Origin of the sequence: Streptomyces hesseae, from assembly GCF_031845785.1 — a bacterium.
GTDB classification, from domain to species: Bacteria; Actinomycetota; Actinomycetes; order Streptomycetales; family Streptomycetaceae; genus Streptomyces; species Streptomyces hesseae.
In genome coordinates this window covers 545,881-560,012 of record NZ_JAVRFI010000002.1, presented here as the reverse complement: position 1 = coordinate 560,012, position 14,132 = coordinate 545,881, and the positions used below count along the sequence as shown (strand labels likewise).

The 14,132-nt window shown below is 73.3% G+C and carries 10 protein-coding genes; 7 read left to right on the top strand and 3 right to left on the bottom strand.

The window, feature by feature from the left end; all coding sequences use genetic code 11:
* Positions 1 to 468: 468 nt before the first annotated feature.
* Positions 469 to 2,673, top strand: a complete 2,205-nt coding sequence (locus RM609_RS05430; RefSeq protein ID WP_311608530.1) for an NACHT domain-containing protein — start codon at positions 469 to 471, stop codon at positions 2,671 to 2,673.
* Between the two features lie 27 nt (positions 2,674 to 2,700).
* Here the strand turns inward: RM609_RS05430 and RM609_RS05425 are convergent, their stop codons facing one another.
* Genes RM609_RS05425 through RM609_RS05415 form a run of 3 tightly spaced genes read right to left on the bottom strand, consistent with a single transcriptional unit; the run spans position 2,701 to position 5,066 of the window.
* Positions 2,701 to 3,900 (bottom strand): beta-ketoacyl-[acyl-carrier-protein] synthase family protein, encoded by a 1,200-nt coding sequence (locus RM609_RS05425; RefSeq protein ID WP_311608527.1) that lies wholly within the window; start codon positions 3,898 to 3,900, stop codon positions 2,701 to 2,703.
* A gap of 32 nt (positions 3,901 to 3,932) precedes the next feature.
* Entirely contained in the window at positions 3,933 to 4,202 is a 270-nt protein-coding gene (locus RM609_RS05420) for an acyl carrier protein (RefSeq protein WP_311608342.1), read from the bottom strand.
* Positions 4,203 to 4,226: 24 nt separating this feature from the next.
* Positions 4,227 to 5,066 (bottom strand): class I SAM-dependent methyltransferase, encoded by an 840-nt coding sequence (locus RM609_RS05415; protein ID WP_311608340.1) that lies wholly within the window; start codon positions 5,064 to 5,066, stop codon positions 4,227 to 4,229.
* 217 nt (positions 5,067 to 5,283) lie between these two features.
* Between RM609_RS05415 and RM609_RS05410 the strand changes: the two genes are divergently transcribed.
* The 6 genes from RM609_RS05410 to RM609_RS05385 all read left to right on the top strand — a co-directional run bounded on the left by RM609_RS05410 (position 5,284) and on the right by RM609_RS05385 (position 14,106).
* Positions 5,284 to 6,645, top strand: a complete 1,362-nt coding sequence (locus RM609_RS05410) for a condensation domain-containing protein (RefSeq protein WP_311608339.1) — start codon at positions 5,284 to 5,286, stop codon at positions 6,643 to 6,645.
* A gap of 37 nt (positions 6,646 to 6,682) precedes the next feature.
* Positions 6,683 to 8,098, top strand: coding sequence for a condensation domain-containing protein (locus RM609_RS05405; RefSeq protein ID WP_311608525.1), 1,416 nt, complete (start codon positions 6,683 to 6,685; stop codon positions 8,096 to 8,098).
* 199 nt (positions 8,099 to 8,297) lie between these two features.
* Positions 8,298 to 10,112: a thiamine pyrophosphate-requiring protein gene (locus RM609_RS05400; protein ID WP_311608338.1), complete on the top strand. Its 1,815-nt coding sequence runs from the start codon at positions 8,298 to 8,300 to the stop codon at positions 10,110 to 10,112.
* Positions 10,112 to 10,567, top strand: a complete 456-nt coding sequence (locus RM609_RS05395) for a hypothetical protein (RefSeq protein WP_311608336.1) — start codon at positions 10,112 to 10,114, stop codon at positions 10,565 to 10,567. The genes RM609_RS05400 and RM609_RS05395 overlap by 1 nt, the downstream gene beginning before the upstream one ends.
* A gap of 3 nt (positions 10,568 to 10,570) precedes the next feature.
* Positions 10,571 to 12,991 (top strand): GMC family oxidoreductase, encoded by a 2,421-nt coding sequence (locus tag RM609_RS05390; RefSeq protein ID WP_311608334.1) that lies wholly within the window; start codon positions 10,571 to 10,573, stop codon positions 12,989 to 12,991.
* Positions 12,988 to 14,106 (top strand): enolase C-terminal domain-like protein, encoded by a 1,119-nt coding sequence (locus RM609_RS05385; protein WP_311608332.1) that lies wholly within the window; start codon positions 12,988 to 12,990, stop codon positions 14,104 to 14,106. Before RM609_RS05390 ends, RM609_RS05385 begins: the two co-directional genes overlap by 4 nt.
* The last annotated feature ends 26 nt before the right edge of the window (positions 14,107 to 14,132 follow it).

Genomic DNA, 14,132 nt, shown 5'->3' with positions numbered 1-14,132 from the left:
CAGCTCGGCGGCCGGTCCGACGGCCGGACCGGTGACCGATCCGGCAGTCGGTCCGGCGACCGGCCCGGCGAACGGCCGGATGACCGATCCGGCGACCGGTTCGACGGACGGCCCGACGGTCGGCCCGGCCACGCCGGACCGGCCACGGGGCGACCGGTTTCGGCCGAACGGCCCGCCGAGTCGTCAGCTCCGGGCGCACCGGCCACCAGCAGACCGGTTTCGGGCGAACGGACCACCGGGCCGTCGGCTGCCGCCGAACCGGCCATTGGACAGCCCGTTTCGGCCGAATGGCCCGCCGGGGCGTCGGCTTCCGCCGAACCGATCACCAGACAGCCAGGTTTCGTTGAACCGGCCGCCGGTCAGCCGGGTCCGGCCGAACGGGCCGCAGGGCCCTCGGCTTCCACCGAACCCGTCGCCGGGCAGGCGGCTCCCGCCGAACCGGCCACCGAGCGCCCGGTTTCGGCGGAATTGGGCACCGGGCAGCCGGCTCCTGCCGGACCGGGCACCGGGCAGCCGGTTTCGGCCGAATGGCCTGCCGGGCAGCCGACCGTCGAACCGGCCACCGGCCGCCCGGCTCCGGCCGGACGGGCCACCGGGCTGTCGGCCCTCGCCGAACCGGCCACCCAACCTCCCTCCCCACTGCGTGACACCCTCGCCGACGTCGCCGAGCAGCTCGCGCACGCGGTGGCCGCGCGGTGGCAGCGGGAGGAGGAGCAGCGGCAGGTGCACGATCCGTATCCGTTGCCGGTGCGGTGGCGGGCGGGGGCCGAGGAGCTGACCGATCACTGGGCCAACATCCGGCGGCTGCCCGCCGGAGAGGCGCGCGGCACGCACGGGCCGTTGGATCTGGGCGGGCGGCTGGGCGACGTCGTGGACGTGTACCGGCGGATCCCCTCGGGGCGGCTGGTCGTGCTGGGGCGGCCCGGTTCCGGGAAGTCGATCCTCACCACGCGGTTCGTCCTGGACCACATCGTGTCCAGGACCCGCACCGACCCCGTGCCGGTGATCTTCAGCATCGGCGGCTGGGACCCCACCGCCATCACGTTCCGGGACTGGCTGGCCGCGCAACTGGTCCGCGACCACCCCGGGCTCGCCGCCCCGGCGCCCGGCGGGCCGAGTCTGGCCGCCGCGCTGGTCGAGGACGGCCGGGTGCTCCCCGTGCTCGACGGCTTCGACGAGATCGCCGGGGGACTGCACCGCCCCGCGCTGGAGGCGCTCAACGCCACCACGCTTCCCCTGCTGCTGACGAGCCGTCCGGCCGAGTACGCCACGGCGGTGTCGGAGACCGACGTGCTCACGTCCGCCGCCGCGGTGGAGCTGACGGACCTCACCCTGGACGACCTGGCCGACTATCTGCCGCGCACCACGCGCAAGGCCCGCGGCGGGGACGCCGCGACGACCGCGTGGCACCCCGTGCTGAGCGCGCTGCGCGAGCGGCCGCGCGGCCGGGGCGCCGAGCAGCTCGCCGCGGTGCTGACCACCCCGCTGATGGTCACGCTCGCCCGCGCCGTCTACAGCGACACCCCCGGCCGCGACCCGGCCTCGCTCCTCGACACCCACCGGTTCGGCGGACCGGGGGAACTGGAGGACCACCTACTGGACAACTTCACCGCCACCGCCTACCGCCTCCGGCCGGAACACCGCCCGGACAGCGCCGCGCGCCGCGACTTCGACCCGGAACGCGCCCAGTACTGGCTCGGTTACCTCGCCCACCACCTGACCCGGCTCGACACCCCCGACCTGGAGTGGTGGCGGCTCGGCTCGGGACTGCGCGGCCCGGCGCGCACCCTGGTGACCGCGCTGGTGACCTGTCTGGTCGTCGGCGTCGTCGACTGTGTCGTCGGCACCCTCTTCGACCCCCTCCGCTTCCAGATCGCGGAAGGGCTGACGACGGGGTTCCTCTCCGGGCTCATCTGCGTGATCGCCTACTGGCTCCTGGTCGCGGGCAGGAACACGACGGTGGCGCCGTCCGGCGTGCGCATGAAGGTGTTCGGGAGGACCGGCACGCCCGTCCGTAGGGTGGGAGCCCGCACGGCGCTGGGACTGCTGTGCGGGCTCGTCTTCGGCCTCGGCTACGGCTTCGAGCACGGAGTACTCAAGGGCCTCTTCTGGGGCACCGGCCCCCTGTCCATGCTGTGGTTCGGCCTGTACGACGCCGTGTTCTTCGGGTTCGTGTTCACGCTGGGAGGCGGCGCCACCCTGGGTCTCCTGGCCTCCCTCGAAAGCCCTCTCGACATCAGGTCCGCCGTCAACCCGGTCGGCCTGCTGCGGACGAACCGTCGTACGGTCATCGCCCAGTGCCTCGTCTGGGTGCCAGCCTTCGGGCTCCTGGCCGGCGTCGGGTCCGCGCTGGCGGTCCCGCTCCTGTCGATGGTCCTGGGCCCGCTCACTTGGGGTCTCGACTCCTCGGTCAAGCTCGGTGTCATCAGTGCCCTCGGCGGCGCCCTCGGCTATGCCCTCGCCCTGACCGCCTGGGGTCAGTGGGTCGTGTTCTCCCGGATCTGGCTGCCGCTGACGGGCCGGCTGCCCTGGGCCGTCGTCGCCTTCCTGGAGGACGCCTACCAGCGGGGCGTGCTCCGGCAGGCAGGCGCGGTCTACCAGTTCCGCCACGCCCGCCTCCAGGACCACCTCGCCCGCACCTACCGGGCGCGCGGTGCCGCGTCCACTCGATGACGGTGTCGTCCCTGGTGTTCGGCGCCGTCACGCGGCGCCGAACACCACCGCCGAGTTGTGGCCGCCGAAGCCGAAGTTCTGCTTGACGGCCACACCGATCGGGGCGGGGCGGCCCTCGAGCGGGGTGTAGTCCAGGTCGCAGCCGGGATCGGGGTTGTCCAGGTTCGCGGTGGGCGGCACGTACTTCTCCCGGATGGCGCGCAGCACGCCGACGCTCTCCAGGATCCCGCAGGCGCCGCACGCGTGGCCGATGACCGACTTGGGCGCGGTGATCGCCAGGCGCCGCGCGTGCGCGCCGAACGCCCGCTTGATGGCCGCGGTCTCGGCCCGGTCGTTGAGCGGCGTCGAGGTGCCGTGCGCGCTGACCAGGTCCACGGCTCCGGTGTCGAGGCCGGCGTCGGCGCAGGCCAGCTCGATCGTCCTGGCCGCCACCGCGCCGTCCGCGCGCGGCGCGACGGGGTGGTGGGCGTCGCAGGTGGACGCGGCGCCGAGCACCTCGCCGTGCACGGTCGCGCCGCGGCGCAGCGCGGACCTTTCGGACTCCAGTACGAGTACGGCGGCGCCCTCGGCCGGCACCATGCCGTCGCGGTCGCGGTCGAACGGCCGGGACGCGACCGCCGCCTCCGCTGCGGGCCGCTGGGAGAGCGCGTCCAGCAGGCGGAACGACGCCAGGGCGGGTATGTCCAGCCAGCTCTCCACACCGCCGACGAGGACCACGTCGGCGGTGCCGTCCCGCACCGCGCGCAGGCCCGCTCCGATGGCGTCCGTCGATGCCGCGCAGGCGGTGGAGAGGGTGAGCACCGGGCCGGTGATGCCCAGTTCCTGGGCGACGAGCCCGGCGGCCTGGTTGGGCAGCAGCCGGAGCATCCCGAGCCGGTCCATCCGCTGCCACCCGCTGCGGTTCAGCACGGTCACGAGCCGCGCCGTCTCGTCGAGCCCGCCGCCTCCGGTGCCGACGTACAGGGCCTCCGGTGCCGTGCGCAGCCGCGCGTCGTCCCGTGCCTTCATCGCCGCGGCGAACAGCAGTTGCTGGAAGCGCGAGGTACGGCGGACCTGCTGGGCGGACATGTGCTCGCGGGGGTCGAACCCGCGGATCACACCACCGACCTGGCAGGGCAGGGGCCCTTCGAGCTCCAGGGGCGAGATCGCGGGCCGCCCCGCGGCCAGGGCGTCCCATAGCTCGTCAGGTGTGCCGCCCGCACACGACTCGACGCCCATGCCGGTCACCAGCACGCGATGACGCGCCGCCGCCCGGGGTGTCACAGCGCGCCCGCCATCGCGTCGGCCACGTCCCCGACCGTGTGGAGGTCGGCGATCCGGATGCCGGTGTCCGCCAGCTCGACCCCGAATTCCTGCTCCAGCACGGTGAGCAGTTCCAGCGCCTCCATCGAGTCGAGGCCGAGCACCGGCCTGCCGGGATCAGCCGAGTAGAACAGGGCGGCATCGCGGGTGATGACCGTTCCGGATTCCCCCAGTTCCGGCCGGATGCCGGTGATGGCCCGGGTGACCACGTTCCATACCTCGGTCATGACGAATTCCTTTCGTGGGGTGTTTCACGGCCGGGTGGCGGAGAAGTAGACGCAGCGCCGCATGATGGTGAACGGGGCGCGCTCGTGCAGCTCTTCCAGCGTTTCGGTGAGCAGTTCCGCGGCGATGTGCCGCGCTACCCCGGGTAACGCGGCGGTGGCGAACATCGGGGTCGAGCACAGCGCGGTGAGAAAGCGCGGGCCGAAGGTGAACGCCCGCTCATCGGTGACGACATCGGTGAATCCGGCCGCCGCGAGAGCGGCCTGGTAGTCCTCGACGGTCCTGCGCAGCCCCGAGGGCCGGCCGGCGGCCGACCGGGCCGGAGGGAGCCCGCGCTTGCGGGCGGTGGCGCGGGCCGTGCCGACCAGCTCGGCGTACCGCGGCAGATCGGCCGGGGACTCCGCGCCCGAGTAGAACGCCGAGTTGAACACCAGGCGCCCGCCGCCGGCGAGGACCCGCCCGATCGCGTCGAGCGCCTCGGCGAGGTCCGGGACGAGATGGACGCAGTTGGCCAGTACGACGACGTCGAAGACGTCCGGCGGGAACAGCCGGGAGACGGAGGACGCGTCACCCACGACGAAACGGGCCCGGTCGCCCAGCCGGGCCCGCGCCGCCTCCAGCAGCGCCGGGTCGGGGTCGACGCCGACCAGGGACATGGCCGGGTCGCGAAGCAGCAGTTCCTCGCTGACGGCCCCGTCCCCGCATCCCACGTCGAGGACGGCCGGCGCCTGGCCGGCCGGGACCAGGTCGAGCAGCGCGCGGTTCAGTCCGGCGTATTCCGGGTCGCGACGCAGCACCGCGTAATCCGAAGGCGGTTGCGTGTCGCCCGTGAACGGGGCGGACCCGGTGTCCGCTCGTGCATTCATGAATTGACCCTCCGTCGGTGCGGCCGGGAAATGCCGCGGTGCGGATCGAATGACGGGGGCAGACGCTAGCAGCGCGTTTGACGGGCAACAAGGGAAGTCTTCCCGCTGATGACCTCCCGGCCTTCGTGATCAGCGAAAACATCGCTTCTTCATTTTTGTTTCATCGCTCCCGGATAGCTTCCGCAGGCCGCACCGGGGATTTATTGAGGAGTTGAATTTGGAATTCACAGAATTGGGCGACAGTGCGGTTCCCGCCGGCCGGCTGGTGTTCTGGACGCCGACCGCGCCGGCCTCGGCCTGGGCCGACGATCCCCGGGCGCCCGCGCTCGTCCACGAGCACCACGTCCGCACGGCGGCCGCCAGAGGACCGGGGCATATGGATCCGGCGTGGATCGGGGTGTCGTTCGGCGTGGGCCGGGCCGGCCGGCACCGGCTCGGTGCCGCGCTCTCGGCCTGGCTGCGCGGACACGAGCACCTGCGCAGCACGCTGGTGCCGACCCCCGGACGCTGTGTGCGCCGTACGCTCCCGGCGAGCGCCGTCACGCTACGACAGGAGGACGTCGGCGTCTTCGCCGACGGCGCCTCGGTCCGGCGGCAGATCGAGGCCTTCTTCGACCGGAGGGCCACCCCGCTGGGCTGGCCGCAGGTGGTCTTCGCGACGGTCGAGGGCACGGGCGGGACGACGGTGTTCGCCGGGGCGGATCACGGCGTCATGGACGGCTACACGCTCGCCATGGTCCCGGGACAGATCCGCGACGCCCTGGCCGGCCGCGCCGGGGACGTGCCCGGGCCGACCTTCCTGGACTTCGGTGCCGAGGAACGGAACCTGGTCGGCCGGCTGCCGACCGGGCCCGAACACACGGCCCCCTGGCGGACCATGCTCGGCGACGCCCGAGGCGGGACGCCCGCCTTCCCCCTGCCCCTCGGCGCGTCCGAGGCGCCGGACACACAGCGCAGTGCCTACCGCTGGCTGCTCGACGCTCCGGCGGCCACCAGGTTCGCCGCCGCGTCCCGCGAGGGCGGAGGCACGACCGCCGCGGGGCTGCTCGCCTGCCTCGCGCTCGCCGCCGCGCGGGTCGCGGGTGAACGGCACCTGTCCGTGGTCAGCCTCGCCAACGCCCGGCCCGACCGGTGGCGTACGGCGCCGGGCTGGTTCGTCGGCCTCCACCCGGTACGGATCCCGGCGGCTCCCGGCGCGGCCTTCGCCGACACGGTCGCCCACGCCGCGGCCGAACTGCGCCGCCGAGGACCGGGACCGGGCAGTTCGCTGCCCCACCTCAGCCGGATACTGCGCCGGGAGATCCACCCCCGCTTCGTCGTGTCCTATCTCGACGTGCGCCGCGTGACGGGCAATCCGCCCCTGCCGGAAGACATGATGCTGCGCAGCCGGATCCACAGCCCGGCCGAGGTGTACGTGTGGCTGACCCGGAGCGACCGCGGCGTGCACTTGTCGACGCGCTTCCCCGACACGGCCGTGGCACGCGCGAACGTCGGACGCTTCGTACGGGCCGCCGCGCACGCCGCCACCCGCGCCGCCGAAGGCCGCCGGGCGGCCGAGGCCGTACCCACGCCCGCCTGACCGGCCGTCCCCATCGAGAAGGAGACCCCCTGTGCGTATGACCGAGATCCTCGACTGGCGGCCCCGGCCGGGCGAAGTGGTGGAGTTCGAGCTCACCACCGACCGGGCGCCCGTACCGCACGACGTTCCCGCGTCGCACTTCCAGCGGGCGCACCTGCGGCTGGCGGCCGCCAACCGTGCTGCCGGACGCCGCCAGTCGCCCTGGGTGGCCATGGCGTTCGACCTGGAGGGCCGGGCCGATCTCGACGCGCTCACCGAGGCGTGGCAAGGGCTCGTACGCCGGCACGAGGCGTTCCACACCTGGTACGAGCCCGGCCCCGAGGACCTGACCGGGTTCCGGATACCACCCGAGTCCCTCACGGTGCGCCCCGTGCGCGTGGGCGACTTCGCCGGCAGGGACGAGCTCCGCGACCACCTCCACCGGCGGATCGACGAGCGGACCTCGGCGAGCGGGCTGGGGATGCTGGCGGGAGTGGTCCGCCGGGACACGGCGTCCACGGTGTACTTCGCGATCGACCACGCCTACACCGACGGCCACTCCGTGGCGCTGCTCTTCCACGAGCTCCGCGCCCGCTACCACGCCGCCCGTGCCGGCGCCCCGGTCGACCTGCCGCCCGCACCCGGATATCTGGACCTCAACCGCCGTGAGCGGCGGCGCTCCGAGTCGCTCACGAAAACCTCGCCGGAGCTCGCCGCGTGGTCGGAGTTCCTGGCCGTGAAGGACGGCGGCTTCCCCGCCTTCCCCGTCGAACTGGGCAACGACACCGGGGAACTGCTGGCCGGCACCCGGCTCGAGTACCCGGTGTTCACCGGCGACGAGGCACGCGCGTTCCGCGCCTATTGCGCCCGGCACGGCGGCGGACTGGGCGCGGGCTTCTTCGCCGCGCTGGCCCTCGCGCAGTGGGAGTTCACCGGCAACGACGTCTACCGCGTGCTCACCGCCGTCTCCACCAGGGCCTACCCCCGGCTGCTCCGCGCGCACGGCTGGCTCGTCAACCTCGTGCCCCTGCTGTTCCGGTTGCCCGCCTCGCCGACCCTCGCCGACGCGATCGCCGTCGCGCAGCAGGGCTTCCAGCGGGCCCGCGAAGGATACGACGTCCCGCTGCACCGGGCACTCGAACTGCTTCTCGAGGACGGTGACGTCCCCGACATCCCGCCCATGGCGTCCTATCTGGACGGACGGTCCGCGCCGGGCGCCCGTGACTACCTGGACGCCGACGCGACGGTCCTGACCGGTCCCGACAACGCCGGCGGGGTGTCGCTGTGGCTGAACTGGTTCCCCGACCGGGCCGACCTGGTGGTCAGCATGCCGGACACCCCGCAGGCCGCCGCGGGCGTGCCGAAGTACCTGGACCGGGTCAGGGAGATCATGCTCACCGCGGCGGCCGGCTCGCCGCGCGGGCCCGGCCCGGTGGGCCTCGTCACCGGACGACGGGTCGCGGAAGGGGTGTGAATCCGGTCCCGCCGGGCAGGAGCCCGTTCCCGCGGAGAGCGGAGAAGCGAGGGCGGGCTCCCGCCGTACCGAGGAGCCGGCCCGGCGGCTGACCCGATCGGCGGCGCTCTCCCTGCGCGCGCGTACGCCCGGTGCCACGGTGAGTCCTGAAGGCGGAGGTGGGAGCGATGCCCGCACGAGCACGCCCGAAGGGAGAACCATGTCCGCCAAGGTGTCCGACCATCTCCTGCAACGCCTCCGCGAATGGGGCGTCAAGCGGGTGTTCGCCTATCCGGGTGACGGGATCAACGGGCTGCTGGCCGCGTGGGGCCGAGCCGACGACGAACCCCGCTTCATCCAGGCACGCCACGAGGAGATGGCGGCCTTCGAGGCCGTCGGCTACGCCAAGTTCTCCGGCGAGGTGGGAGTGTGCGCGGCCACCTCGGGGCCGGGCGCCATCCACCTGCTCAACGGGCTCTACGACGCCAAACTCGACCACGTGCCCGTGGTCGCGATCGTCGGACAGACCAACCGCAGCGCCATGGGCGGCTCCTACCAGCAGGAAGTCGACCTCCACACGCTCTTCAAGGACGTCGCCTCGGACTTCTGCGAAGTGGTGACGGTCCCGGAACAGCTGCCCAACGTCCTGGACCGCGCCCTGCGCACCGCGCGGGCCAAACGGACCGTGACCGCCCTGATCATCCCGGCGGACGTCCAGGAGCTGGACTACTCCCCGCCGACGCACGCGTTCAAGATGGTGCCCTCCAGCCTGGGGGCTCCCGCGTACGCGCCGGTGCCGGCGGACGAGGAGATCACCCGGGCCGCCGGACTGATGAACGACGGCGAGAAGGTGGCGATCCTCGTCGGCCAGGGGGCCCGGGCCGCGCGGGCGGAGGTGGAGCAGCTTGCCGACGTCCTCGGCGCGGGTGTGGCCAAGGCGCTGCTGGGCAAGGACGTACTGCCCGACGACCTGCCGTATGTGACCGGCGCGATCGGGCTGCTGGGCACCCGGCCCTCGTACGAGATGATGCGCGACTGCGACACGCTCGTCGTCGTCGGCTCGAACTTCCCCTACACCCAGTTCCTGCCGGAGTTCGAGCAGGCAAGGGCGGTGCAGATCGACATCGACCCGTTCATGGTGGGGCTGCGCTACCCCTTCGAGGTCAACCTCGTCGGCGACGCCCGTGAGACGCTCACCCGCCTGCTGCCCCGACTGAAGCCGAAGAAGCACGGCGGCTGGCGGCACGGCATCGAGAAGAACACCGCCCGCTGGTGGGAGGTGATGGAACGGCGCGCCGCCGTCGACGCGGATCCCGTCAACCCCGAGTACGTCGTCCACGCCCTGGACGGCCTGCTGCCGCACGACGCGATCATCACGGCGGACTCGGGGTCGGCGGCGAACTGGTACGCCCGGCACCTGCGGATGCGCGGGACCATGCGCGGCTCGCTCTCCGGCACGCTGGCGACGATGGGCCCGGGGGTGCCCTACGCGATCGGCGCCAAGTTCGCCCACCCCGACCGGCCCGTCATCGCGCTCGTGGGCGACGGCGCCATGCAGATGAACGGCCTGGCCGAACTGATCACGGTCGGCAAGTACTACGGCGAGTGGCAGGACCCCCGGCTGGTCGTCGCCGTCCTGAACAACCACGACCTCAACCAGGTCACCTGGGAGATGCGGGCCATGTCCGGCGCCCCTCAGTTCCTGCCCTCGCAGGCCCTCCCGGACGTGCCGTACGCGGACGTGGCCCGCTCCTTCGGGCTCGACGGCGTGCGCGTCGAGAAGCCGGACGGGGTCATCGCCGCGTGGGAGCGGGCCCTCGCCGCCGAGACGCCCTTCGTCATCGACTTCCGCACCGACCCGGCCGTACCACCCATCCCGCCGCACGCCACCCTCGACCAGATCGAGGCCGCGGCGGCCTCGATCGTCAAGGGCGACAGCGACCGCGTCTCCATGGTCCGGCAGGGCTTCAAGGCCAAGATCCAGGAGATGCTGCCCGGCGGCCACAAGCACCGCGGGCCCGGGGAGGGGGCGTGATGCCGCGTGCGCGGGGCTCCCGGAAGCCGTTCGAGCCGGCCCGGATGGTGCGCAACGTCCGCCACGGCCGCTTCGAACGCTCCCTGTCCCTGATGACGGCGGCGGGCTCGGTCGTCACCGCCGCCGAGATCTACCTGGAGCACGACCGGGCGAGCTTCGGCAACAGGATGATGTGGTGGCCGGTGGTGCTGGGCCCGGTCGGGGCGGCCGCCGGCGTCGCCGGGTTCCTCAGCGAACGGATGGCGCGCACCGCGCTGCCGCTCGCCTCGGCGGCCATCGCCGCCAACGGCCTCCAGGGCACATACCTCCACGTACGGGGCATCGCCCAGAAGCCCGGCGGCTGGTCGCTGGCCCGCCACAACATCGAGACGGGCCCGCCGCTGTTCGCCCCGCTGCTGGTGACCATGGTCGGCGGCATGGGGCTGCTGGCCGCGCTGCTGCGCAGGGAGCGATGACCCGTGGCGCGCGAGGGAGGGCGCGGGGGCCTGCCGGCGACGACTCCGGGCCGGCGCCCCTCCCGATTCGCCGGCTACGACGTCCTCGCGCAGGCCGGCACCTGGGACGCCACGACCTCGGCCGTGGTGTACGCCCGCACGGCCCGCCAGCCCGAGCTGCGGTTCTTCACCCTCGCCGAGGAAGCCGTGGCCACCGTCCTGTTCGACCATCTGCTGGCCCAGTGGGACGACCCCAAGGTGCCGGTGCTGGAGATGATCGACGCACGGCTCGCCGAGCGGCAGACCGACGGGTGGCGGTTCGAGGACATGCCCGAGGACGACACGGCGTGGCGGCTCTCGTTGCGTGCCCTCGACGACGACGCGCGCGACTGGTACGACGCCCCCTTCGCCGAGCTGTCACGGGAGCGACAGGCCCGTCTGATCGAAGCCGTACGCAAACAGGGCCCGGACCGCTGGCGTGATCTGACGGCCGGCCACGTCTGGGGGCTGTGGACGCGCTACACGGCCACCGCCTTCTACTCCCACCCCTGGGCCTGGAACGAGATCGGCTTCGGCGGACCCGCCTACCCCCGCGGCTATCTACGCCTGGGGCTGGGCCTCCGCGAACCCTGGGAAGTACCGGACAGCGAGCCCGACGAGGCGCCGCCCGAGGGCGAACCGAGCGAGGGGAAGACGGACGACGCCCGGCCCCGACGGTCCCGCCCGGGACTCGCCGGCCTCGTCAGGAGCGCGGCCGAAACCCTCCGGCAGACCACCTCCCCCCTGGGCCGGGTGCGCGACCGCAACGCCTCCGCCTGGCTGCTCCCCCGAGGCGACGCCCGCTTCGACCGCGAACTCATGAGGGGCATGCGGCGCTTCGACGACCGCGACGAGGTGGACCTCGTCGTCGTCGGCTGCGGCGCGGGCGGAGCGACCCTGGCCCAGCGCATGAGCCGGCACGGCTGGTCGGTCGTCTGCCTGGAGGCGGGCCCCTTCTGGGACCCCGACACCGACTGGGTCAGCGACGAGGCCGCCTCCCACCACCTGTACTGGACCGACCCCCGGGTGATCGCGGGCGACGACCCCGTCCCCCTGGGCGCGAACAACTCCGGACGGGGCGTGGGCGGATCGACCGTTCACTTCGCCGGCTACGTCCCCAGGTTCCATCCCTCCGACTTCCGCACGTACACCGAGGACGGCGTGGGCGCCGACTGGCCGCTGGACTGCACCGATCTACGGGCCTCCTACGAGCGGATCGAGCAGGAGCTCCCGGTGGCCGGACAGTACTGGCCGTGGGGCGACCCCCACCCCTATCCGCACGCGCCGCACCCCGTCGGCGGCAATGGCGAGGTGTTCCTGCGCGGCGCCGCCGCCCTGGGCATCGAGGCCCGCGTTGGGCCGGTCGCCATCACCAACGGCCGCTTCGGCAACCGCCCGCACTGCGTCTACCGCGGCTTCTGCCTCCAGGGGTGCAAGGTCAACGCCAAGGCCTCCACCCTGATCACCCATGTGCCCGACGCCCTCGCCCACGGCGCGGAGATCCGGACCCATTCCATGGTCACGGGCATCGAACTGGACGACCAAGGACGCCTGGCCACCGGCGTCCGGTACGTCCGCGCCGGCCGCGAGCGGTTCCAGCGCGCCCGTACGGTCGCCGTCGCCGGATACTCGATCGAGACACCACGCCTGCTGCTGAACTCCGCCGGCCGCCGCTTCCCCGACGGCCTGTGCAACGACCACGACCTGGTCGGCCGCTATGTGATGGTGCAGGGCGCGCCCCAGACCTCGGGCCGGTTCACGGAGGAGGTGCGGCCCTACAAGGCGCCACCGCCGGAGGTCACCAGCGAGGAGTTCTACGAGACCCGCCCGGACCGGCCCTACCGGCGGGGCTTCTCCATCCAGAACGTATCGCCCCTGCCCATCGTCTGGGCCGAGCACGTGGCGGCCCAGGGCCACTGGGGCGAGGACCTGCGCCGCCATATGCGCGACTACGTCCACTGGGCCACCCTCGGCGCCCTGTGCGAGCTGCTGCCGCAGCCCGGCAACCGCGTCACCCTCGCCGGGGAGAAGGACCGTTACGGGCTGCCGGTGGCCCACTTCAGCTACAGCCAGTGCGAGAACGACCGGCAGGTGATCCGGGCGGCGGAGTCCGTGATGGAGGACATCCTGCGGGCCGCCGGGGCGAGCGAGGTGATGACGATCAACCGCTACGCCCACCTCGTCGGGGGCTGCCGCATGGCGCGCGACGCGGAACACGGCGTCGTGGACGCGGACCTGCGCACCTTCGCGGTGCCCAATCTGCTCGTCACGGACGGCAGCGTGCTGCCCACCCAGGGCAGCGCCAATCCCGCGCTGACCATCATGGCGCTCGTGGACCGCGCTGCCGCACGGCTGGCTGCCGGGTCGCGCGCGGGCCTCCGCTCCCCGGCCGGGGACGGGTCGTGACCCCGGTGACGGGCGGCCCGGTGGTGGGCGGAATCGAGACCGCCGTCTACACCGTCCCCACGGACGGGCCGGAAGCCGACGGAACCCTGGCCTGGAACTCGACGACCCTCGTCCTGGCCACCGTCCGCTCCGGCGGCACCACCGGCCTCGGCTACACCTACGGCGCGCCCGCCACGGCCGACGTGATCGCCTCCGAGCTCGCCCCGCTCCTCGTCGGCCACAGTGCCTGGGACGTCCCCGCCGCGCAGGAGGCGATGAGCCGGGCGGTGCGCAACACGGGCCGGCCGGGGCTGGTCGCGGGCGCGATCTCGGCCGTGGACATCGCTCTGTGGGACCTCAAGGCCCGGCTGCTGGACCTGCCCCTCGTACGGCTCCTCGGCGCCCACCGGGCGGAGGTGCCCGTCTACGGCAGCGGCGGCTTCACCACGTACGACGACGAGCGGCAGGACCGCCGGCTCCGGCAGTGGACCTCGGAATCGGGCATCCCACGCGTCAAGATCAAGATCGGTGAGGACCGGGGCCGCGGCGAGGACCGTGACCGGCACCGCGTCGCCCGCGCACGCGGGAGCGTCGGGGACGCGGTCGAGCTCTACGTCGACGCCAACGGCGCCTACACCCGCAAACAGGCCGTCCGCGTCGCCCGCTACCTCGACGACCACGGCGTCACCTGGTTCGAGGAACCGGTCTCCTCCGACGACCTGTCCGGCCTGGCCCTCGTCCGCGCCGCGACCGCCCTCGACGTGGCGGCCGGCGAATACGGCTACACCCTGCCGTACTTCGGCGCGATGCTGGCCACCGGAGCCGTGGACTGCCTCCAGGCCGACGCGACCCGCTGCGGCGGCCTCACGGTCTGGCTGCGCGCCGCCGCCCTGGCGGAGGCCCGCGGACTCCACCTGTCGGCGCACTGCGCCCCCCACGTCCACGCCCACATGGCGGCCGCCGTGCCCAACCTGCGGCACGTGGAGTGGTTCCACGACCACGTCCGGATCGAGAACCTCCTCTTCGACGGGACCCTCGACCCGGCCGGAGGCGTCATCCACCCCGGCGGGGACGGCGCCCCCGGGCACGGGCTGACGCTGCGGAACGACCGGGCCGGCCCGTACCGCGTCCGCTGACCCACCGCGCGACCGCGCGTATCCCG

What these genes read in the sequence shown, in the direction of transcription:
- RM609_RS05420 (WP_311608342.1), bottom strand. Translation starts at nt 4,202, where the DNA reads ATGACCGAGGTATGGAACGTGGTCACCCGGGCCATCACCGGCATCCGG.
- RM609_RS05415 (WP_311608340.1), bottom strand. Translation starts at nt 5,066, where the DNA reads ATGAATGCACGAGCGGACACCGGGTCCGCCCCGTTCACGGGCGACACG.
- RM609_RS05405 (WP_311608525.1), top strand. Translation starts at nt 6,683, where the DNA reads ATGACCGAGATCCTCGACTGGCGGCCCCGGCCGGGCGAAGTGGTGGAG.
- RM609_RS05400 (WP_311608338.1), top strand. Translation starts at nt 8,298, where the DNA reads ATGTCCGCCAAGGTGTCCGACCATCTCCTGCAACGCCTCCGCGAATGG.
- RM609_RS05395 (WP_311608336.1), top strand. Translation starts at nt 10,112, where the DNA reads ATGCCGCGTGCGCGGGGCTCCCGGAAGCCGTTCGAGCCGGCCCGGATG.